Here is a 24402-nt window from a genome sequence, read left to right as displayed (position 1 = left end):
GGTTGAATGGTCATTCCGGGCTCAGCGCTGGGCGCCGGCCCGGAACGACGATGTTGCTTGCTGTCGCGAGGGGCGTCGCCGGCTTACTTCGCCGGCTTCACCGACATCGCTAGGGTGAACTGGTCGGCGCGGCCGGTGATCTTGAGGTCGGCCTTGCCGGCCCAGATGCCGCTTTCGAAGTGCAGCGGGATGAAGGCGCCGTCGGCGAGGACGATGGTCATCGCCTGCTGCAGCAGCTCCTCGCGCTTCTTGTCGTCGAGCGTCGAGATCGCGGCGCGGATCACCTTGTCGTATTCGTCGTTCTTGTAGCCGCCATAGTTCGAGCCGCCGATCGTCTTGTCCTCGTTCGGGGTCGGTGGCCACTGGCGGAGGAAGGACGAGGCCTCGCCGGTGTTCGAGCCCCAGCCGCCGAGCGCGACGCTGAATTCCTTCTTGGCGCGGCGCGGGAAGTAGATCGCGCGGGTCATCGCGTCGACCTCGGCCTTGATGCCGATCTGGGTCAGGTACTGGGCGACGGCCTGGGTGATCTGGCTGTCGTTGATGTAGCGGTCATTGGTCGCCGAGAGCGTCAGCTGGAAACCGTTGGGGTAGCCGGCTTCGGCGAGCAGCTTCTTGGCCGCGGTCGGGTCGTAAGGAATCTTCGCCGGGTTCGCCAGCGTGCCGAACATGCCGGTCGGCAGGAACTGGTAGGCCGGCTCGGCGGCGCCGTCCATGATGCGCTTGGCGATGGCGTCGCGGTCGATGGCGAGCGACATCGCCTTGCGCACGCGGGCATCCTTCAGCGGGTTCTTGCCGTCGGGCGCCTTGACGAAGGGGCTGTCGTCGCGGTCGACGTCGAGCTGGAAGTAGATGATGCGGGTCGAGGGGGTGATGACATGGGCGAAGCGCTTGTCGCCCTTGATCCGGTTGAGGTCGCGCGCGGCCGGGCTCTCGATCACGTCATAGTCGCCGGCGAGCAGGCCGGCGAGGCGCGGGCCGGCATTAGTCACAGGCAGGAAGCGCACGCTCGCCCAGGGCTCGGCCTCGCCCCAGTAGTTGGGGTTGCGCTCGAGCTCGATCGCCGAGCCGCGGACATAGGACTTCAGCTTGTACGGGCCGGTGCCGATCGCCATCGAGCCGTCGTTGAAGTTGTTGACGGTCGGCCAGGGGCCGGTGACGCCGCAGTTCTTCTCGACGTCGTAGGTGATGTCGCCGTGCTGGGCGATCGAGGCGGAGAGGATCGGCAGGCCCGAGAGCAGGGTCGGCAGCAGCGGCTCCGGCGTCTTGGTCTCGATCACCAGCGTGTTGGCGTCGGGGGTCTCGACCTTGGCGAAATTGCCGGTGATGTCGGCGAAGGAGCCGGAGACCTTGGTCTCGTTCTTCAGGGTGCGGCAGAAGGTGAAAACGACGTCCTGCGCGCCGAAGGGCTGGCCGTTCGAGAACTTGACGCCCTGGCGCAGCTTGAAGGTCCAGCGGTTCTTGCCGTCATTCTCCCAGGAAGTGGCGAGGCCGGGCTGCAGGGCCTGCTTCTCGTCCTGGCGGACGAGATGGTCGAAGATGTGCAAAGCCAGCGCATTGTTGGGGGTCAGGTCGTGATAATGCGGGTCGACTGCGGTCGGCTCGGAAGCCAGCGCGACGCGCAGGGTCTGCGCCATGGCGGGCGCGCTCAGCATGCTTGCGCCGAGCAGGATGGTCATCAGTGCGCGCTGCCGCATCGGTCCTTCTCCATTCCCGTAGGTGATCGTTTTTTGACAGTTTTATTTTCACGCGGTAGCAAACATGAAAATGATCCGACGTCAATCAGCGGAAAAGCCATGTCACGCGCCCTGAAGCCGACGACGGACCTCGCCAACCGCATCGCCCGGATCTACCCCTCGCTCAGCGAAGGCCACCGCAAGGCTGCGGATTTCGTGCTGCAGAGCCCGCTCGATTCCGCGACGGTGACGATCGAGGGACTGGCCGAGAAGAGCGGCACCTCGACCGCGACAGTCACTCGTTTCGTCCGGGCTCTCGGCTATCGCAATTATGGGGATTTCCGCGCCGCGTTGTCGACGGCGCTCAAGGTCGCGCTCGCACCGGTCGAGGGCCTCGCCGACGCGCGTGCGGCGGCAGGCTCGGTTTTCGCCACCATGGCGACGACGCTGAAGGGCGAGGCCGCCAACCTCGACGAGGCGATTGCGACACTGGAAGAGGAGACGGTCAACCGCGCCATCGGCCTGCTGCTCAAGGCGCGCCGCATCTTCATCGTCGGCTCCGGCGCGAGCCACCATGTCGGCGCCTTCCTGGAGGATGGGCTGGCGCTCTATCTCGATGCCGACGTGGTCTTCGCCTCCTCGCGCGGCGGGCCGGAGCGCGCCGTGCGCCACATGCTCTCGGCCGGGCCGGAGGATGTCGTCATCGCGATCTCGCTGCCGCGCTATTCGCGCGCGACGCTGGAGCTCGCGAGATTCGCCAAGAAGCGCGACGCCGTGCTCATCGCGCTGACCGACGGGCCGTCATCGCCGCTGGTTCCGCTGGCGGACATGACGCTGTTCGCGCCCGCCCGCAACAGCTTCCTGCCGAACTCGCCGACCGCGGCCTTCGCCGTGGCCGACGCGCTGATCACGACGCTAGCGCGCGAGCGGCCGGATGCGGTCGAGGCGCTGAAGGGCTTGAGCGAAAGCCTCCTCTGGACGTTCCATTACTAGCCATCCGGCCGGCAGGCGGGCGATCGTAGTCGGCGTTGGCGCACCTTGTTTCGACGAGATGCCTGTCAGAGGCGGTCGCCGAGCAGGGCGAAATTTGCCAGGCTGATCAAATGGGCATGGATCGGCACGAGATAGCCCTTGCGCCGCAGGTCGAGCCACGCCTCATCCGGAAGCGCGTTGAGGCGCTCTTCGCTGACCGCCGCAAAGCCGGTGTAGCTGGACGTCGTGCCGTCGGCAGCGCGGATCTCGACGTTGATCGTGTGGAACAGGTCGAGCGCCTTCAATGCGGCAGTGAACGCGGCGGTCGCCTTGGCCGCGTCGGAATACTCCGCCACGAAGCCGATGATCCGCCGCAGCGCCTCGGCCGGCTCGCCGTCCTCGCCAAACAAGGGCTCGCCGGTTTCGTTCTGCAGCCCGGCAAAGCCGCCGTCGATGCAGACGACCTGCTGGTCGCTGGAGACATCGCCGCCGATGAAGGGATAGCGCCGCAGATAGGCCGGGGCGTGATTGCCGCGCCAGCGCCCTTCGCTGTCGACGAAGCGGCTTTCTCCGGGACGCATGCCGACCATGAAGAGCGGTGAGACGGTGCCGGCTTCCTCCAGGAAGAGGATCGGCATGTCGCGGCAGCCGGGCACGAACTCGGCCATCAGTGCCGGCAAAACATGCGCCTGGGCCGCAAAGGCATAGGGCTTTTCGGTCGGGGCAAGCCGGGCTCCACGATGCGTCGTGCGGTCGAGGACGGCGATGCTCGAATAGAATAGGGGCAGAGGGGCCATGGTCTTGTCCTGAAGGCGGGATGGCGATGTCGAAAGGTTCAGATGGTCTTGCGCAGAGTTAGGCGGAAATAGAGCTCCGCGTCACGCTGCGTGGCCGAGACGCGCTCCAGCGGCCGACCTACGCCGCCTTCGAGCGTCGCCCAGTCGAGCGGCCGCCAGATCAGGCCGGCGCCGATCGAGGTCGCCCGGCTGCTGAAGGTGGGATTGGCATAGGTCCTGCCATGATCGAGGAACACGAAGGCCTCGAGCTGCTTCAGCGCGTCGGGCAGGACATAGTGGAGCTCGGCCTGGCCGTAGAAGCCGGAATTGCCGAAGGCCGCGCCGACCGGGTAGCCGCGAACCGTCGTCGGCCCGCCGATCTGGAAGATCTGGTCGCCCGGAAGCTGGCTCTCGTTGGTGTACTGCCAGGCGCCGACCAGCGAAGCGTAGACATCGTCCGTGATGCGCCAGATCGAGGCGGTGTTGCCGGTCCAGATCGTGTAGTTTCGCCTGACATCGGCGAGCTTGTCGCGATGGGCGACCTGGGACCAGTTCACAGTCGAGGAATGGTTGAGGCCGGCGAGATTGAGGCTCAGCGCCGCTCCGGCGCTCGCGCGGGTGTAGCTGGTGTCGACCGTCGCGATGTCGAGCTGCTTGCTGCGACCGGAGCCGAAGCCGGCTGCGCCGGTGGCCTGCAGGAGGATGACGTCCGTCGCGAACAGCGGCTGGGACAGGGTGAGCGCCCCGTTCTCCGAAACGCCTTCCGGCCGCAGCTCGCGGATCGCGCCATTGACGATGTGATAGGCCGAGCGGGTGAAGCTGACGCCGAGCCGCGTGCCCCAGGGCGAGACCGGCAGTGTGTAGCTGCCGGTGCCGACGATGCTGCCGCGTGCCCGCGAGCCGTAGAAGATGAGCCGATCGTCGATCCCGAGCAGGTTGCTATGGCGCAGGAACAGCGTGCCCTGATAGCGCCCGGTCGACTGCACGCCCTGATTGTCGAACGAGATCTGGGCGAGGTTTCGCGGCGCCTCGGTGAGGATGAGGTCGAGATCGGTGAGCCCGAAGCTGGCGCCGGCGTTGAGCTGGGCCCGGATCTGGGCCTCGTTGAGGCGGTTGAAGATCGAGACGGTGCGGTTGAGATCCGGCGTGTCGACGATCTCTCCCTCGACGACGGGGACCTGCGAACGCACATACCAGGGCCAGGTCTGGACGGCGCCGGAGACCGAGACCTTGCCGATCTTTCCCTCGACGAGGCCGATCCTGAGAACGCCGCCGGTGAGCTTCTGCGGCGGCAGCACGGCGCTCGCCGTGACCTGTCCCTTCTCCGCGTAGAGATCGTTGACCGCCTGCAGGATCTTGCCGATCTCGGCGAGATCAACGCGCCGGCCGACATAGCGCGCGCGGATCGCGTCAAGCTCGGCCGGGGTGAGGAAGCGCGAGGCGTCGAAGTCGATGCGGGTCAGCACGACGCTCGCGCCGCCCGCCGGAAATTCCAGCCGCGGCCCCACGGGCGGAGCGACCACCGCAGGGCCGCTCTGGCGCTGCGGCGCGGTCTGGCGCTCGATCTCCAGGCGCTGGCGATCAGCCTCGCTCTCGATCGTGCGCGAGACGATCTGGGCGGAAGCCGACCCGGCGGTGCAACCGGTGAGAAGTGCCAATGCGAGACGCCAGGTCCCGCGCCGTGCTGTCCTCAAGGCCGGTCCTCTGTCTCGTCCAGATTGACGGGCGGCCTGCCCGGATCGGCCGGGAAGACGAAGCCGCGAGGACGCCCGAACGGGCCGTTGCTCCACTCTCCCGCGCCGCCGCCGTTCCAGAAGCCGCGCCAGTTTCCCTTCAGGCCGGCGGGAAGATCATCGGGCACATCCGCGGACGAGGTCAGCCAGGCGCCCAGCCGAGCCATTTCGCGGGTCAGCGAGCCGCCAACCGAAGGTGGGATCTGCGCGACGTCGGAGTCGAAACGGAGGATGTAGGCATTCGTCGTCAGCTTGTTGTGGTCGAGGTCGAGGTAGAAGGGACGGCTCCTCGAAAAGAGCTGCACGTCATAGCCGAAGTCCGGCGTCAGGGTGCGGTTGTCGGCGAGGACCTTCATGTGCGGTGTCGTCAGCGCCAGCGTGCCGGGGATGAACGCCTCCTCGATGCGCAGCCGATCCGCGGTCGTGGTCAGGCGCGCGTCGATCGCGTCGAAGCGGCTGGACCTGAAACTCCCGGCCTCGACCGCCAGATCGACGCGCTCGGCGCTGCGGCCGCGGAAGCCGCTGATATCGAGCGCGAGCGGTACGCCACTGCCGGCGCCTTGAACGATATCGGCGACGATGCGCGTGCCCATCACGACGATGCTCTCGCCGGCACTGAAGCGGCCGAGCCGGAGCTGGTCCGGAGCAGCGCCGGCAAGGCGCTGCGCCGCACCGTGATCGAGGCTGATCGAGCCTTGGCCGCTGCGCCCGGCCAGCAGCGTCAGGGCATCCCGGGCAGTGATCGTGCCGACCTCGATGTCGGTGGCCGCCGTGAGCATTGCAGAGGCGCTCGCGCGCGCCGTCGAGACGGCCAGATCGCCGCCCGTCGAAGTCAGGCGGATGTCCCCGCCGGCCAGGAGCGTGCCGATCGTGATGCGGTTGAGTGCCTGTACGTCCGCTGTCCCCGTGCTCGTCAGCCGACCGACGGAGAGGCCGGCGCCCGCGCGGAGTAGCACCGAACCGGTCGCGTCCAGCGTCGCGATCGCCAGCGAGCCGGTCGAGGCCGTCGCCGTCGTATCCAGCGCAGAGAGGCGCTCGACGGAAACCGAGCCGAAGCCGGCAAGCGTGGCAGTGCCGCCGCTGCGCAGATCGCCGGCCGCGATCCCGGCACTGCGGGAGATCGCGACGATGCCGCCCCGTCCCGCCGCGACGCTGCCGAGAGCCAGGGCGTCTGCCGCATCGATCGAAACCGCTTGCCCGGCTTTCACGCCGGTGGCGGAAATCGTGCCCGCCGAGGAGCGGATTAAGAGGTCCGTGCCCGCATCGGCAGAGCCGAGAAGGACGGGCCCCGAAGCCAGCAACGCGAGCGTCGTGCCCGATTGCAGCCTGCCTGCGTCGATGGCCGCCGCCGCGATCGACAATCCGCCGTCGCCGCTGTGGAGATGTGCCAGGCGCACATGACCACCGGCTTCGACCGTGGCTTGGCCGCCGGCCGTGAGCGCTCCGGCCTCGATCGAGCCGGCGGCGGCGAGGGTTAGGTTCGCGGCGGCGGAAAGGGCCGTCGCTCTCACACTTGCTCCGGTGGAGGTTATCGCGAGATCGCCCGCCGTCGTCGTGGCATCGCCGAGAGAGACCATGCCCGAGGCCGAAACGGACGAGCTCGCACCTGCCTGAAGGCTGGCAATGTCGAGTGTGCCCGTCGTCGCGATGTTCGCCGCCCCGCCCGCGATCAGGCTGGTGGTGATCGCGATCGGCCCAGCCGCGTTCAGCGACGCTGCAGCCGCGGCGGCGATAGAGTTGGCCGTGATGCCCGCTCCGTGCGACTGGGCCGAGAAGGGGCCTGCCAAGGTCGCCGCGCGGCTGAAGCTGATCGTTCCGGTTGCGTCGAGCGTGGTCGCACCGCCCGCCGACAAAGCCGCCAGCGTCAGTGCACCGTTCCGCGCCGTGATGCTCATCGCCCTGCCAGCCAGCAGCGGCCCTGTCGCCGTGATCGAAGTCGCGGCGGTCAGGGTGAGGTCCCCGGCGATATCCAGTCCCGCGAGGGCGAGGTTGCTGCCGGTCGAGGAGACCGCAAGATCGCCCGCGGTCGTCGCGGCGTTGCCGAGCGTGACCGAGCCCGAGGCCGTAAGCGTCGAACTCGCGCCTGCTCGCAGGCTGACGAGGTCGAGAAAGCCGGCCGAGGTGGCGACGTTTGCCGCCCCACCCGCAGTCAGGCCGGTCGTGACCGTGATCGGGCCTGCCGCGTCCAGCGTCGCCGAGCTCGCTGCAGCGACCGTGCCGGCGGTGATGCCCGCTCCGCGCGACACGGCCGAGAAGGAGCCGGCTGTCGTGGTCGCGCTGGTCAGGCTGATCAGACCGTTGGCTTCCAGCGACGTCACCCCGCCTGCGGACAGGCTCACCAGGGTCAGCGTGCCGTTCTGCGCCGTGATTTGCATCGCTTCGCCAGCGAGCAGTGCGCCGGTTGCCGTAATCGAAGTCGCGGCGGTCAGCGTCAGCTTACCGGCGCTGTCCAGGTCAGCCAGTGCCAGATCGGCGCCGGTCGAGGTGACCGTGAGATCGCCGGCGGCGGTGGTTGCTTCGCCGAGCGCGACCGTGCCGGAGGCCGACAGCGTGGCGCTCGTGCCCGCAGTCAGACTGGCGATGGTGATCGTTCCGGCGGTCGTCGTGACGTTCGCCGCCTCGCCGGCCGTGAGGGCGGTGGTGATCGCGATCGGACCGCCCGCGATCAGCGAGGCCGTTGTCGCCGCAGCGATCGTGCCGGCAGTGATGCCGGCTCCGTGCGATCGCGCCGAGAAGAAGCCGGCCGTCGATGTCGCGCTGGCGAGGCCAATCGCTCCCGTCGCGTCGAGCGTCGCCGCACCACCTGCCTCGAGCCTCGCCAGGATCAGCGCGCCGTTCTGCGACGTGATCGCCATCGTGCCGCCAGCCAACAGTGAGCCGGTCGCTGAGATCGAGGTCGCAGCGGTCAGAGTGAGATCGCCAGCGACGTCGAGCCCGGCGAGCGACAAGCTGGCACCGGTCGAGGTGACATCGAGGTTGCCCGCGGTGGTGGTCGCATCGCCGAGCGTGATCGCACCGGCGGCCGAGAGTACCGAACTCGCGCCCGCCGTCAGGCTGGCGATGGTGATCGTTTCGGCGGTCGTCGTGACGTTCGCCGCTTCGCCGGCCGTGAGGGCGGTGGTGATCGCGATCGGGCCGGCGGCGGTCAACGTCGCACCGGTAGCGGCCGCGATGGCGCCTGCGGTGATGCCGGCACCGCTCGAAGCCGCCGAGAAGGAGCCTATGGTGGTCGTGGCGCTGGCCAGGCTGATCAGATCGGTCGCTTCGAGCGAGGTCGCGCCGCCGGCCGACAGGCTCGCCAGGGTCAGCGTGCCGTTCTGCGCGGTGGCGTTGACCGTGTCGCCAGCGTGGAGTGCGCCCGTCACTGCGATCGACGCCGCGGCGGTCAGCGTCAGCTTGCCGGCGCTGTCCAGCCCGGCCAGCGACAGCCCTCCAGCCGTCGAGGTGATCGTGAGATCGCCCGCCGTGGTGATCGCGTCGCCGAGCGTGATGGTACCGGCGGCCGAGAGTACCGAACTGGCGCCCGCCGTCAGGCTGGCGATGCCGAGCGCGCCGGCGGTCGTCGTGACGTTCGCGGCCTCACCGGCCGTGAGGGCGGTGGTGATCGTGATCGGGCCGGCTGCAGTCAGCGTCGCACCGGTTGCGGCGGTGATACTGTCGGCGGTGATGCCGGCACCGCTCGAAACCGCCGAGAAGGAGCCGATGGTGGTCGTCGCGCTGGTCAGGCTGATAAGACCGGTCGCCGTGAGCGAGGTCGCGCCGCCGGCCGACAGGCTCGCCAGGGTCAGCGTGCCGTTCTGCGCGGTGGCGTTGACCGTGTCGCCAGCGTGGAGTGCGCCCGTCACTGCGATCGACGCCGCGGCGGTCAGCGTCAGCTTGCCGGCGCTGTCCAGCCCGGCCAGCGACAGCCCTCCAGCCGTCGAGGTGATCGTGAGATCGCCCGCCGTGGTGATCGCGTCGCCGAGCGTGATGGTACCGGCGGCCGAGAGTACCGAACTGGCGCCCGCCGTCAGGCTGGCGATGCCGAGCGCGCCGGCGGTCGTCGTGACGTTCGCGGCCTCACCGGCCGTGAGGGCGGTGGTGATCGTGATCGGGCCGGCTGCAGTCAGCGTCGCACCGGTTGCGGCGGTGATACTGTCGGCGGTGATGCCGGCACCGCTCGAAACCGCCGAGAAGGAGCCGATGGTGGTCGTCGCGCTGGTCAGGCTGATAAGACCGGTCGCCGTGAGCGAGGTCGCGCCGCCGGCCGACAGGCTCGCCAGGGTCAGCGTGCCGTTCTGCGCCGTGATTTCCGTCGCACCGCCGGCCAGCAGCGCCCCCGTCGCCGTGATCGAAGTCGCTGCGCTGAGCGTCAGCCTGCCGGCGCTGCCGAGCCCGGCCAGCGACAGCCCTCCGGCCGTCGAGGTGACTGTGAGATCGCCCGCCGTCGTCGTGGCGTCGCCGAGCGTGACCGTGCCGGAGGCCGAGAGGGCCGAGCTCGCACCTGCGGTCAGGCCGGTGATGTCGAGCGTGCCGGCGGTCGCGGTGATGTGGGCGCCGCTACCGGTCGTCACCGTATCGACCGTCAGATCGCCGCTTGCGCTGAGATCCGCCGCGCCGGAGCTGGCGACGAGGCTCGCGACACGTGTCGTCCCCGATGCGGCGAGGACGACATCGCCCGTGATGCTGCTTGCCGAGAGGAGCGGCGAGGCGAATGTCAGTGCCGCGGCTGCGCTGCCGATCCCGGTGCCCGCCCGAAGATCGATCATGCCCCCGGCTCCGGTGGCGCCGAGCAGCGTGCCGGAATCGCCATTGCCGAGAATGGCGCCGGCCGCGGCGATCAGGATCGACGCGCTGCCGGCGGGGGGAGCCCAGGAGCTCGTCAGCCGCCCGAGCTCGATATCGCTCGCTGAGGCGAGGCTGACACGGCCAGCTCCGGCGAGGTCGGCGCCGCTCGCCATGGCGATCCTGTTCCCGTTGACCGAGACGGCGCCGTTGCTGGAGCGCAGATTGCGCAGGATGCGGATTTCGTCATCCGCCGTCACGTCGACGCCGTTGGTGGCGCTGAATTCGCCGATCCGCAACGGCGTGGCTGGTTGCCCGCCGACCGCGGGGGCGGAGAGCCAGGCGGAGCCGCCGATCTGTCCCGAGACCTCGCCGGTTGCGCCGACCTGCAGGCCCAGCCGGGCGCTCGCGGAACCGGCATTGCCGGTTGCGTTGAGCAGGATCGAGCGGGCCGAGATCGCGACACCCGGCAGGTAGCCCTGGATGCCGCCTTCGATCGCCGTCAGCGAGGCCGTGCCGGACGCGAAGACGCGGCCGATCTGCGCGTCTCCTCCCTTTGCGACAAGGTGGACGTCGCCGGCCGCCGCCGAGGCCGAAACCAGCCGGCCGCCGATCTGGTAGGTCAGGGGCGTCGCGGCGGAGCCGATGCTGCCGCCGCCGGCGACCAGCACGAGGTCGCCCCCGGTCTGGATCTGGACCGGGCTGCGCGGCGTCGTTCCGTCCGCCTGCGTCCCGACCGCGATCGACTGCGGAGCCTGCAGGCTGACCGTGCCCGTCGCCGTGATCCGGCCGATGGTCAGCGTCCCGCCGGCCGCCTGCGGCGTTCCGGTCGCCTGGACGTAGACGTCGCCCTGGGCCGAGCCCGAGAAGGTGCCGCTCGCGTTGATGAAGAGCGGGGCGGTCTGCTTGACGTCGACGCGGCTGAGCGTGACCCCGACGGGGACATTATTGAGGTCCGTGACCTCGACAAGGCTGCCATCCTGCCTCTGGCCGATGATCTTGACGCTGCCCGCCGTGGTCGCGACCGCAAGCGCAGCGAGCTGGGCGTTCGAGATCGTGCCGTTGCGGATATCCGACAGCGCGACCTGAACGTCCGGAGCGAGCGAGCCGATGCTGCCGGCGGTGTTCAGCGTGATGTCGCGGCCGATGACCAGCGCGGTGCCGTTGCCGACGACGCCGGAGGCCGGTTCGAGTGCCGATTTGTTGATCGCCGAGACGAGCTGGCGCTCGGTCCAGACCGCGTCGCCGGCGATCCGGCTTTCGAGGTTCGGCGCGGCGTCGGAGGCGGCCACGCTGAAGCTGAAATTGTTTTCCGCCGTGGCCGGATTGAAGCGCGCCTGGCTCGCCCAGCCGCTGCCATAGGCCTTCTCGAAGACGCCTGCATAGGCGGTGTAGCGGCCTTCCGCATAGTCGATGACCTGCTGCTCGGTCGCGGTGCCGCCCACGGCCGCGTCGGCGAAGGCCTGGTAGAGCGCAATCGCGTCCTCGTTCAGCGTGAAGACGAGCCGGCTGACACCGTTGACGGTGCGCTGCTTCATCTCGCCATTGCGCATCAGCGCGGTGTAGAGGCCGTAGCTCTGCGTCACCTGCTTCTCGAAGGCCGCGACGCTGGCTTGAGCCGCCGCCCCCGCGCCGTCGGCCGCCGTGAGCTTCAGGGCGCGCGAGACCTGCGACAGCTGCTCGGCGCTCAGCGCCTGCGCCGCCGTCTGGCCCGAAGCCGAGACGAGCCGGCCGGCATTGACGTCGATGCGGACATTGCCGGCGGCACTCGCGATCTGACCGACGCGCAGGTCGCCGACGGTCTGCGCGATGCCGATATCGCCACGGGCGCTGACGTTCACGATGCCGTCGACATGGCTGCCGTTCGGAAGCTGCGTCGCGACCGCGCGCATCTGCATGAGGTTCGAGGTCGAGCCGATGCTCCCTTCCTCGCTCACCAGCGTGATGTTGCGGCCGATGACATGCGGCGCGCCGGTGGCGGCGGCCTCGAGGCTGCCGGTGGCCTGCACTCTGACATCGCCATAGGCGCCGGAGTTCTGGTCGGCACGCAGCGCGACCACCCGAGCGCTGCCGGTGATGTCGAGATTGATGCCGCCGCTGCCGGCCGTCGCGTTGAGCTGCGCGCCCGCGGTCAGCGTCGCCTTGATCGCCGTCGTTTGCGTACCGATCGAGTCGCGCGCGCTGAGGTTCAGGTCGTTGCTAAGGATCGTGGCGTTGTTCGTCTGGGTGAAGCTGCCGCCGGAGGCGATGATCGTCGTCGTGCCGCTCGGATTGACGATGGTGCCGTTCTGCAGGACGGAGCTGTTCGAGGTGATGGTGACGCGCCCGGCCGCGTTGCCGGCGAAGCTGATGGCGAACGGGTTGTCGGCCTTTACCGAGGTCGTGACCTGGACGAAGGCCCTGGTCGCGTAATTGTAGTCCCATTTTGCCTGTGTTTCGCCCGCCTTAGCGACGAAGTCGTAGTCGCAGTGGTTGATCGCCTGGCCGTTGCAGCCGCCATAGCTCGCCTGGTTGTGGATGAAGTTGAGATGGCCGCCCGTGATCTCCTGCGTCATCCCAACATGGGTGAGACCGGTCTTGCCGGTCACCACCCGGCCCGACACCAGCTCCGCGCTCGGCGCCTGCGCATCGCGGGACCACCAGAATCTCGGATCCTCGCCGGGATCGGTGCTCGGCGACTGGGCGTCGACATAGACCCAGGGATTGCTCGAGGTGCCGGAATCGAAGCGCCAATAGACGCCCGGTATGTTCGCCTGATTGCGGTTGTCCTCGGTCAGGCCGACCTTCTGGAGCAGGGCCTGCTGCGTCCACTCGTAACGGGTACCGGCAACGGTCTCGTGGCGCGTCAGATCGCCGGAGATGAACTCGACAGGCACCGAGGCGCCGGCGCCGCTCAGGATCGGCTGCGCGCCATTATGCGTAATGTATTTCGCGATGCCCGAGCCGGGCGTGTAGGCATAGACCGTCGTGTTCGGCCCGGAGGTGATGAGCCGGTCGACGATGGTGATCTTGCTGACGCTCGCGGCGACTCCGACGCCGGTGCCCGTATTGACGCGGTTGACGACGAGGTCGAGCCCGGAGGTGTTGTTCAGGCTGACATCGCCGAAGCCGCCATTGATCTTGATGGAGCCGAGCGTGTTGGTGCTGATGATCTGGCCGTCGAGCAGCACCGAGCCGCCGCCCGAGGAGGCATTGACGTCCCAAAGGACCAGCCGATCGTTGACAAGATCGTAGTATACCGGCGCCGCGCCCGCATTCGCCCAAGTGCCGCCCAGGGCCTCCTTGAGGCCGACTTCGACATAGCCGCGATCGAGGTAATACTGGCGCTGGTTCCGCAGGCTGGCCGCCATGCCGGCATCGACCGTTCCCGACCAGTTGGTGATCCGCCCCGCCTCGATCGAGGCATTGATGTTGATCGTCGTCGCCTTGATCGCGACCTGGGCGCCGAAGATCTTGGGGGCGCTTCCCGCCACGCCCGGATTGCTCTCGCGATAGGTCGGGATCGTCGGCAGCGCGTAGAAATTGATGCCCCGGCCCATATTGTAGTCGCCGGTGCAGTTGGCACCGGAATCGGCGATGTAGCCGGCACAGTTTCCGAAGAACTGCAGCGACCAGTTGCGGGTCGCACCCTCGTCCTGCCTGCCATAGAGGAAGTAGTTGATGTTGTTGCCGTAGCCAGCGGCGGTGGCCAGCGCGTTGGCTGCGGCGATGACGGCCTGGTTGACGTCGAGCGGACCCGATCCAGGCGTGCCGCCGGGATAGTAGATCGCGTGATTGTACTCCCCCTGCGGCGAACCGCCGGCATTGTACATGCCGTTCGGCCCGTTCGAGGAGACCGCGACCACACCGTTCGGCACGGTGATGTTGAACTGCAGCGAGTCGATGCGCTGGCCGGAGAAGCCGAACGAGCCCAGCGTATTGTTGATCGAGACCAGGCCGCTGAGATTGGTGATGTCGCCGCCGATCAGCAGCGCCGGTCCCTTGTCGCCCGGGTCGAGCGGACGGCTATAGGCATTGTCGATGATGATGGAGGGCGTCGCGTCGGGGTTCGAGCTGCGCGCCAATGTCCCGGTGGAGCCGATGATCTGCCCCCCGCTCGACTGCGGGATATAGGCGCCGCCGTCGAGCACGAGATAGGCGTTGCTGCGGTTGATCACCGTGATCGACGGGCCGCCCCTGGCGACGAGCGAGCCGTTGCCCTGAACCGTGCCGGCACTGACGAAGACGTTGCCGCCCGCCGCATAGAGCTGGCTGAGCCTGATCGCCTTGACCGGGCCCGCATTGACGCCGGAGATCAGCGTGGCGGCGACTGCGGCTTCATAGCGTGCATTGATATAGGCGACGGGATCGAAGGTCGAAGTGAGGCTGGCGGTCACGGGCGCGCCGCTGACGAAGCTGATCGTCGGAGACTCGTTCGGACCGCACTGGACCGAGGCGTTGGCGCCGCAGCCGATCTCGATGCGCTGCGTGTTGTAGATGCCGGCCGTCGCCGTGCCGTTCATCACAAGTGTGGAGCTCGACGACCGGCCCGGGCTGCTCGAACCGGTCGTGACCGGGATGAAATAGAGCTGGTAGCCGTGGCCGGTGCCGTCGGCCTCGGCGTCGAGTACGCCTTCATAGGCGCCGAGCGTGACATTCTGGGCGCTGGAGATCCTGGTGCCGCTGCCGACCTCGACGCGGGCATGGTGCTGCAAATCGGTCGAGGCGTCGGCGTCGGGAACGGCGATGAGACCGCGGACATAGCCGAGCGCATTCGCCGTGCCCGAGAGCGTGGTCCTGCGTGCGTCCGCACCGTCTCGGCCAGCGGTGACGTTGACGTCGTAGAGGCCGATCAGCTCGGAATCCGTGCCGATCAGCACCTTGTTGTCGGTGCGGATGGCGACGTCGGCATCGGCGAGCCCGACGCCCGCCAGGCCGTAGGTGCTGACATAGGCGTTCGCCGTGACGTCGGCGAGCGTATAGGTGCCGAGGTTGATGGCGCCGAAGGAGGTGAGGACGACGTTATTGCCGAGCTTCACGGTGTTCGTGAGCGGATTTTGGGCGGAGCCGGCGCGATAGCGCGCCGACACCCCCGCGCCCTGCAGCAGGCCGCCGGTGGTCAGGGTGGCGGTGTCGTCGCCGAAAAGCTCGCTCCAGGCCTGGGCCAGGATCGAGCCGGGGGCAGCGGTCGGGCTCGTGCCGCCGATCAGGACGACGCCGTCCTTGAGCTCCACCTTGGAGGTGCCGTCGATCCCGGTCCGTGAGGTGGCGCCGGCGCCGTTGATGCCGCCGCCGGCGGCTGCGCGCACGGAATCGCCCAGCTCGAGCTGGGTGAAGGCGTTTCGGCTTGTCAGCGAGATCGCCTGCAGGCAGCTCGTCAGGTAGCAGCCATTCGTGCCTGGGCCAGCGGCAGTGATCCGCGCGCCGGCACCGAGTTCGGTGAGTACATCGACATTGGCATTGTTCTTGGCGCGCGCTGCGCTGGCGCCGAGTGCGGCAGCCTGAAGGCTGTCGACCAGCGCCGCATAGCGTGTCGCATGGCTGGCGCCAATCGTCGCGAGGCCGGTCACGATCACCGCGTTGGCGCCGAGCGAGGCGGTCACATCCGAGGTATTGGAGGTCGAGCCTTCGGCGCCGGAGCCGGCATAGAGGCCGCCGCTGCCGGCCTCGGCCCGCGCGATCTGCGTGTCTTCTCCGGTCGCGGTGAGGGTGAAGCGGCCGGTGCCACTCCCGGCCATGCTGGAGGAGGCGCCGAACGAGGCCGTCGTCGTCGTCACCGCGTCGGCCTGGGCATTGATCCTGCCGATCGCCGCCGTTCCGGCGACGGTGATGCCGGTCGCCTTGGCCGCCTGGAGCGTGGTGTTGGTCGCGCTGATGGTGACCGAGCCGGACGACAGGCCGATATAGTCGCCGATCGAGGCGGTCACGGATGTGGTGTTGAGCGCCTTCGCATCGGTGCCGACGGCGCTGACATAGTAGGCGCCCGAGCCGGCGACCGCGGAGGCCGCAGCCGAGTAGCCACCACGCCCGAAGCCGGAGGTCGCGTCCGACAGCCTGACGGCGTCGCCGGCGGCTGTGCCGAACACCGAGCCGGTCGCCGTGACCGAGAGCAGGCCGGCGGTTAACTGGTTGGCGATCAGGCTGGCATTGCGCTCGATCTCGGACCTGACCGTCGCGCCGACCGTTGCCTCCGCGACGGCGGCGCCGACGGCGAGACCGCCCGCCACCGCGACACCGAAGGCTGCGGCCTTCGCATCGGGTGAGGCGGTCGCCGACACGGTGATCGTGCCGGTGCCGACATTCGCCCGCGCTCCGGCGCCGATCACGGCGGTGACCTTGGTGGTGTCGCTCGCCTTGGCCTCGGCGCCCGAACCGGCAGCGAGCAGGCCGCCGGCGCCGGCGACGGCTGCGGCATGGGCCGCTCCCGTGCTCAGTGCGTCGATCGTCAGGCCGGTCCCGGTCAGGTTCGAACCACCGGCATACCGCGCCTCCACATCGCTCTTGGCCTCGCTCGACGCGAGCGAGATGCCGAGCGCGAGGCCGCCGGCAACCGTGGCGCCGAAGGCGTCCGAGCGGCCGGTCTGGCTGTTGCTCGCATTGACGCTGGTCGCCCCGGTTACCGCCAGCGTTCCGCCGAGCGTCGCCTTGACCTCGTTTTTGAGCGTCCCCTTCGCGACGGCGGCGCCGGCCGCCGCGGCAAGCCCGCCCGCTCCGGCACGCGCCTCGATCCGGGCGGCCGAGCCGGTCCCGTCGGTCGAGCTGGCCGTCACGGCGATGGAGCCGGTGGTCACGCTGATCTGGTCGAGACGCGCCGAGACCTTGTCGCCGACATCGGTATAGGCGGTCGCCGCACCGACGCCCGCTGCGCCGCCGGCGCCGACGCCGCTGGCGATGTTGCTGGTCGTGGTCTTCGACAGGGCCGAGACGGCGACGGCGCCGCTGGTGATGCTGCCGCCGCTCACGCTGGCGCTGGTCGCCGAGCCGGTGCTTTCGAGCAGTGCGGCAGCGCTCTGCGCGGTCGGCGCAGCGATGCGGCTGCGACTGGCCGTGAAGAAACCATATTGCTGGGCCGCGTAATTGCGCACCTCGGCATCGGTCGCCGTGCGGCCGAGGTCGGCATTTGCTTCGGCCCGATAGGCGTCGATGCCGGCCGTGGACAGCGTCAGGACGCCGCTGCTGACGGTGCCGTTGGCGAGCAGGCGGGCATAGGCGTCGTTGGCGGCGCTGCGGATCTGATCATCGCTCGCATCCGGCGTCGTCGCGGTGACGCGTGTCCGATAGGCGCTGACGCCGGCATCGCTGAGCAGATAGCCGACCGCTCCGCTCTGCAGCGCTGCATAGCGGGAAGCCGCCCAGCCGCGCACCTGGTCTGCGTCCGGGTCTGGGATGCCGAGCGCGCTCGCCGCGGCGCTGCGTAGCGCGACGACCCCGGCATTGCTCAAGGTCAGCGTGCCGCTGGAAACCGTGCCATTGGCCAGCAGCTCATTGTAGTCGGTCTGAGCGGCGTCGCGCAGGGCGCTCTCGCTCATGGCTGCACCAGCGGCGCCTCGATAGCTGCGATAGCTGGCGAGCCCGGCAGCGCTCAGGACAAGATCGTTGTTGCCGGCGGTGAGCTGGCCGATGCGGGAGAGCGTGCCGCCCCCGCCCGAAGTGAGCTCGCCTTGCGCCGCGGACGGCGTCCCGGTGCCGACCGAGATCAGTGCGACCGAAGCGCCGATACCGACGGAGCCGCCGATGCCATAGGTAATCGTTTCGGCGCTGACCGTGCGTTCGGAGGTGGCGGAGGCCGAGACCGTGCCCGGTGCGACCAGGGTCGAGCCCTGGATGTCGGCCTGGACGCTGCTGTCGAGGCTCGCGATGTTGGCGGCTGCGCCGGCGCCGAAGCTGCCATTCGCTCCCGCGGCGGTTTTCGGCGTGATGTTCGTCGTCTCGAAAGCGGTGACGCTGATACCGGCCGCACTGGTGACGCTGCCGACGGTCTGCATCGCATCCGGCCGGGTCGTGACCCGCGCGCCATAGAGCCCCGCCCGCGTCTCGTTGTCGACATCGACGAAGCTGACCATGCCGGCGACTCCGGCAAAGCCACCTGCGGCACCACCGGTCGCGAGCGTGGTGAAGGTATTTCGGCTCGTGGCCGCGACAGCGAGGCCGCCATTGAGGTTGAGCACGGTCTGGCCGGAGCCGCCGCCGATCGTCGCCAGCGTCGCGTTCTTGCTGGTGCCGACGATGAAAGCGCTGCCCGCAGCGACGCCGCCGGCAGCGACTGCAACCGTCTGGGCGTGGAAGCCGTTGCGGCTGTCGGCGGTAACGCCGACCCGCCCGGCCGTGACCAGACCCTGGTCGAGCGCGGCGCTCGTCGAGGCCGCGAAGGTGTTGACGACGCCCAACGCAGCGGCGCCGCCGAAGCCGAGAGCGAAACCGGTCACATTGCTCGCCGCCGATTGAGAGGCGTTCGCAGCGACATCGAGCGCGCTGACGCCGCCGCCGCCATAGCCGGGCGTCGTCGTGCCGGTGGTCGAGTTCGTCAGCGCAGCCCTGGTGCTGCGCTTCATGATGTTGCTGGTGTTGGCTCCCGCGGCGGCGACGCCGCCGACCGCGCCGACGTTGATGAAGGTCGCGGCATAGGAATGGCTCGCCGCCTCGACGGCGATCGCGGTGCTGCCCGTTCCGGTCAGCCGGGTATCGACCTGGCTCGCATCGATCGTCGCGCTGGTGCTGCCGCCGAGCACATTGCGGATCGGCACGATCGCGACCGCGCCGGTGATCGGGAAAGCGGCGACGCCGCCGGTGACCGCGTTCGCCAGCACGGATTGCTGTGACGTCGCGACGACCCCGAGACCATGGATGCTGCGCGCGGTCATTGCGAGCGAGGGCTGTGCCGCGCTCGGGCTGTTGGCGGTAATGAGGTCGAAAGCGGTGAGAAGCTGGCCAGCCGTATAGCTCAGGGAACCGGTGCCGCCGGCCCGCGCATCGACGGTGCTGCCTTCGATCCTGGCGATCGTGTCGCCACCGACCGTGTTGTCGACGACGGAGACGCCGCCGGCTAGCCCGGGGGACGCTGCTGTCACGCCGAGCGCGCCGGCCGAGACGGTGATCCGGTCGGTATTGGCCGCGAACACGCCGAGATTGTTGCCGGCGATGATATCGGCGCCCGTGATCGTCGCGCCGATATCGGTGGCGACGTTGTTGTTGGCGACCGAACCGGCAAGCCCGACATTGCGCGCCATGGCGAGGCCTATAGCGACCGTGTCGATCGTTGCGGTCGACCCGGCGGCGAGCACGACATCGCCCGAGGCGCGAATCTGCGTTCCGCTGATTCCCGCGGCGACATCGTTGGCGATGCTGCTGTCGACGATCGAGAGGCCGACGGCGGCGGTACCCGTGCTGCCGGCGAGCGTGCCGGCCCTGCCCTCGATCTCCGATGCCGCCTGAGCCTGCACGGCGACGTCGCGGCTCGTGATGCTGCCGCCGCTGATGCGCGCTCTGATGACGTTGTCGATCGTCTGGTGCGCGACGGAGGCGACGCCGGCGAACTGGCCGGTCGCGATGCCAAGGCCGACCGCGATGCCGGTCAGCGTCGCCCCGTCCCGGGCTACGACGCTGACGTCGCCGTCGGCCGTGACCGTGGCGAAGTCAATCGCCGCGATATGCGACTGGGCGATCGTGTTGCTGAGCACCGAGACGCCGACATTGTTGTCCCCGCCCTGCAGGGCGCCGACGATGGCCAGGACGGCCGCTCCTTCGGCAATGGCCGTGCCTTCGTTGGCTGCCGCGCCGGAGAAGTCGACCTCGGACCGGTTGGCTGCGGAGACGGCCTGGCGGCCACGGATGATATCGTCATAGACGCCGATCCGGCTGCCATCGGCGAGCACCACGACGTCGCCCGAGACCGAGATCGTCGCGAGCGTCCCGCTGAGGCCCGAGATCGCCGCGTTCGTCGTCGGCGTGACCCGGTTGATGACGAAGGAGCCGGCGAGGCCGTTGCCGCCGAGGCCGGCCGTGATGGCCGAGGAGATGATGCGGCTGGCATTGGTCGCCCTGACCTGGAGCCGGTCGGCGCCGGTGAGCGTGGAGCGCGTCACCTTGGCGCTGACCGCGTCCTCGCCATCGGGATCGCGGATCTCGGCATAGGTCAGCGCGATGCCGACGCCGTTCTTGGCGCCGGCATAGGCAGCGCCGCCGCCGATGCCGATATCGGTCGTCTGATAGGCGTCGACCGTGACGAGATTCGATACCCAGGGGTTCGTCGGTGCGACCAGCGCGGAATCGGCGATCGAGGCCGAGACGCGGTTCGTCACCAGCCCAAGCGCCACCGACATGGCCGCGGCGGCGTTCCCGCCCGCCGAGCCGGCCAGGCCGAGCCCGACGACCGTGGCGCGCCCGCCGGCCAGCGCCTGCACGCTGGTATTGCCGATATCCGTGAGGGATGAGTGGCTGATCCGGGCGTCGGTGCTGTTGTCGAGCTTGGCGAAGGCGATCGCGCCGGCCAGGGCCGCGCTCGTGCCCTGTCCGCTGCCTGTGAGATTGATCGCGGCGGAGCCCGAGCCCAGTTCGAGGATGGTCGAGTTCACTGCAGCGACGGCCGTGGAAACCGAGCTCGTCTTGGCCTCGATCCTGGCGCGGTCGATCCAGGCCGAGGTGCCGAGCTGGGTCGAGGCGACAGCGGCGCTGCCGGCCAGGGCGAAGGACGGCTTTCCCCCGCCCTGCGACGCGCTGGCGGCCGAGACGACCGTGAAGAACGGGTCGTCGGTGACGAAGTCCATCGTGCCGTCGACGATCGCCGCCGCGACCGAGGCCGCCGACAGCCACCCGGTGGTCGCCGCCTGGACGCTCAGCGAATCCGTCACGATACGGCCGGGCGTGGTCCCGGCGCCGCGCAGGCGATCATCGGACAAGTCGCCGGAATTGTCGCCGATATAGCCGCGCGTCACCGTGGTGGCGTTGATCCGGCCGACGGATACGCCGGCGCTGCTGCCACCGGTGCTGGCCCCGACGATCCCGCCGCTGACCGACAGCACCGAGACGGACTGCTCCGCCTTGACGGTCACGACATCGGCGGTGATGAAGGCGCGGTTGCTGATCGAGGCCAGGGTCTGGTTGTTCAGATTCGCCAGACCCACCATGCCGCTCAGCGCGGCGCCCTGCGCCCTGCCCGAGGAGGTGACGATCACGTACATCTCGTCCGTCGTCGTGGCCTTCACGTCCAGCCCGGACGTGGTGATGGTCACGCCATCGGCGATGGCGGCGACCGTCCTGCTGGCACGACCGATGTTGAGGAGGGCACCGCCTGCCGCGGAGCCCGCGCCGCCATTGAGGCCGCCGGTCAGGCCGAAATTGCCGCCGCCATCGATGCTGTGCACCTTGGTCTCGGCGACGACGCTGACGGCGTTGCCCCAGTTCTGGACATGGCCGTCGGCCAGCGTCTTCGTCCAGGGCGTGGCCGACGCCGTCGTGTTGAGGGTCGCCCCGCTGGCGACATAGGCAGAGGTCTCGTTGTCGACGCGGAAATAGCTGACCGAGCCGGCGAGGCCGAGCTGCTGGGATTGCGAGCTGGCGTTGGCGTAGCTCGTCATGATGTTGTTGACGACGCCGAGATTGCCGTTGAGGTGCGAGACGACCTCGAGGGGGCCCGCCCAGTTGGTCCAGGTGTTCGAGATCGGCATCTCGTTGGTCGCGCCGACGCCGACCCGGAAGGCGTTGACCGTCACGCCGGAGCCGATGAAGGCCGTGGAGTCGTGCGCGTAATTGCCGACGCCGATGCCGAATGAGAGCGAGACCTGCGCCTCGGGCTGCGCGCTCGTCGGATCCTTCGAGTTCGAGTTGATCGAGCTGTCGGCGATCAGGCGCACCCCGAAATCGGACTGGCGGCTCGCCACCACGACGTTGCCGTCGGAATGGAGCGTTATCGGCGCCGTCGAGCCCGGATCGGCAGCGATCGCGGCCCTGGCGCCGAGGCTGCTGTCGGCGATGGCGATGGCGCTGCCGGCCTTGACGGGAACGCTCGACGAGCCGCTCGAGAGCTTGCCGAAGAGCTGGCTGAGCAGGGTCGAGACGGTCGTTCCGCTCGGGCCGGCGTTGAAGATCAGGTTGTCGCCGACGGTGGTCGAGGCGCTGGTGGCGTTCTTGGTGGTGTCGGAGACGGCCGAGACGGTGATGCTCTTCACCTTGCTCGCGCTCGTGCCGAGCGAGGCGCCGAGCAGGGCTTCGGCTTGCGCCTTGTAGTCGGAATAGGCGATCGAAGCGCCGGCGACGCCGCCCGAGGCGGCGATGGAGTTGGCCGAGGTCGAGAAGGAATTGGTGTTGAGCGCGGTGACGCTGACGTTGGTGAGGGCGCCGGTGGTGATCGTCGCGCCCGAATGGATCTTGGCCGAGGTGGTGACGTCGACATTACCATAGGCGACCGTCGCCGCCGCGAGCGCGGTGCCGACGGTGACGGAGATGGCGGAGACCCCGAGCTTGACGTCGTTCTCGGCCGTGACCGCCAGATTGCGCCCGACGTTGATCGTGGCGCCCGAAGCAATGTCGGCCGTCACGGTGCCGGAAATCTCGCCGATCGAGACCGCCCCGCCGAAGACGTTGCTGCCCGTGATCGTGATCGCAGGCAGCGAGGCTTCCTGCCGACCCTTGGCGGTGATGCCGACGTCGCGCGTCGCTTCGATCGTCGCGCCGTCGGCAATCTGGACCCGGCTGGTGATGCTGCTGCCGACATAGCCGCCGTTCAGGCCGAGCGCGGCGCCGGCGACGGTCTGAGCCGCCAGCGCGACCAGCGGACCCGCCGAGGGATCGATATAGGACGCGACCGCCGTGGCATCCGCCTTCAGCAGAACGTCGCGGCCGGTGATCGTGCCGTAGATATCGATGGTCGAGCTCGCGCTGGCGCGGCCGCCGATCAGCGTTTGCGAAGTCGTCGCGTCGAGCGTCACGTCGCCAGCGAGAAAACTGCTGCCGGCGCTGACCCCGGCCAGCAGCTTGCCGCGGACCTCGATGTTCGGCGCGGTGAGCGTGATGTTGCCGGAACTGCCCAGGCTGGGATTCGCCGCCGAGAGCACGCCGCCATTGGCGCTACGGTTAAAATTGCGGGTGTCGATGATCCCGTCGCCGAGGATGGTGATGCTGTTCGTGGCTTCCAGCGACACATGGGTGCCGTTGGTGATCATGTTGGCGCTGCCACCGGTTCCGATCACGATATCGGTCGGATCGATATAGAGCAGGCCAGCCTTGCCGCTGCGTGCCGACAGATCGACATCGATAGCGCCGAGCGTGACGGTGTTCTTCGCGCTGAGCTCGAGGAAGCCGCCATCGCCGGTGATGCCGGCAGTGCCGCGGAAGATCGCTCCTGACTGCACGTCGAGGTTGGTGTCGGCGAAGATCACGGCCGAGCCGCCCTTGGCCGCGACCGAATGCGCGCCGCTCACATCGATCACGGCGCCGCGCGCGATCGAGATCGGCCCCGCCGAGCGGATCGAGACCGTGCCGCCATCCGCCGTGTTGACGCTCGGCTGGCCAGATGCCGAAGCTCCGGAGTTGGCGCCGGGTGCGCTGCCCGTGGCGTCGATGCGCGCAGTCGCGGCGATGGAGGTGCCCTTGCCGGAGCGGATGGCGACGGAGCCGGCCGGACGGCGCGCCGTGGCCTTGGCGTTCAGCGTTCCGGAAATCGAGGCCGTTCCGGCCGCGACGATCTCGATGCCGCCGCCCCGGCGCGCGACCATGGCGCCGCCCTGCTGGAGACCTGCGGTGTTGACGCTCTGCGAGAAGGCTGCCCGGTGCTGGCGGCGACGCTCGCCGATATCGACCGCGGCGGTGTTGGCGTTGATCTGACCGGCTACGCTGACGGTGTGGCCGTTCAGGCTGACGCCGCGGCGCGCATTGATCCGGCCGTCGATGGTGATCGTCCCATCGGGCGAGATCGGCACGTCGTTCGCCCGCAAGCGCGCCGCCATCGTCTCGTTGACGGTGCCGTTCGGTCCGATCACCTGGTCGAGGAACGCCCGCGTCGGCGTGTTGACGGTCAACTGGCCGGTATTGATGACGCCGCTCGGGCCGACGGTGAAGCCGGCGGAATCCGAGAAGTAGACATGGCCGCCGATCTGGCCGTTGCGATACGAATTCAGGATGCCGTTGATGACGACGGGTCCGTCGCGGACGATGTTGACCAGCGCGCCGGTGTTCTGCGGCAGGTGCATGTTGACGGTCGTGCCAGCGCCCTGCTCGAAGCGGGAGAACGAATTGTAGCCGGCTCCACCCGAGACCGTCTGCGTGGTGATCGTCGTGGTGGTGCCATTGACCGAGACATTGGTCTGGGTGCGCCCGTCCGGCGTGATGATGTTCTGAGCGAAGGCCGGTACATTCCAGAGCGCCAGCGCCATCGCCTGGCCGACCAGGCAACGGTCCCGCCAAGCCGCCAGGACCGAGCGCGGCCGCGGCGCGAATGCGTCGCGCTGCCGGGGGCCGACTGCGCGCGGCGCGATGGCCGTGGGCGGACGGAGCGAGCGACGCTTCGACATG

General features: G+C 68.9%; 5 protein-coding genes. 1 reads left to right on the top strand and 4 read right to left on the bottom strand.

Features of this window, described 5'->3' with window-relative positions:
• Nucleotides 1-83: 83 nt before the first annotated feature.
• On the bottom strand, nt 84-1694 hold the full coding sequence (locus AC1REK_RS25290; RefSeq protein ID WP_492269904.1) for an ABC transporter substrate-binding protein: 1611 nt from the start codon (nt 1692-1694) through the stop codon (nt 84-86).
• Nucleotides 1695-1793: 99 nt separating this feature from the next.
• Between AC1REK_RS25290 and AC1REK_RS25285 the strand changes: the two genes are divergently transcribed.
• The gene (locus AC1REK_RS25285) at nt 1794-2666 is read left to right on the top strand and encodes a MurR/RpiR family transcriptional regulator (RefSeq protein ID WP_316021306.1); all 873 of its coding nucleotides are present in this window, start codon (nt 1794-1796) and stop codon (nt 2664-2666) included.
• 65 nt (nt 2667-2731) lie between these two features.
• On the opposite strand, the gene AC1REK_RS25280 is transcribed toward AC1REK_RS25285, so the two are convergent.
• Genes AC1REK_RS25280 through AC1REK_RS25270 form a run of 3 tightly spaced genes read right to left on the bottom strand, consistent with a single transcriptional unit; the run spans nt 2732 to nt 24401 of the window.
• Complete coding sequence (locus AC1REK_RS25280; protein ID WP_492269903.1) at nt 2732-3442, bottom strand: SapC family protein; 711 nt, start codon at nt 3440-3442, stop codon at nt 2732-2734.
• 38 nt (nt 3443-3480) lie between these two features.
• Entirely contained in the window at nt 3481-5079 is a 1599-nt protein-coding gene (locus AC1REK_RS25275; protein ID WP_492269902.1) for a ShlB/FhaC/HecB family hemolysin secretion/activation protein, read from the bottom strand.
• Nucleotides 5080-5111: 32 nt separating this feature from the next.
• On the bottom strand, nt 5112-24401 hold the full coding sequence (locus AC1REK_RS25270; protein WP_492269901.1) for a leukotoxin LktA family filamentous adhesin: 19290 nt from the start codon (nt 24399-24401) through the stop codon (nt 5112-5114).
• Between the last annotated feature and the right edge of the window lies 1 nt (nt 24402).

It is taken from the genome of Allobosea sp. GW823-FHT02B03, from assembly GCF_058797755.1.
This window is presented reverse-complemented; position numbering and strand designations above follow the sequence as displayed.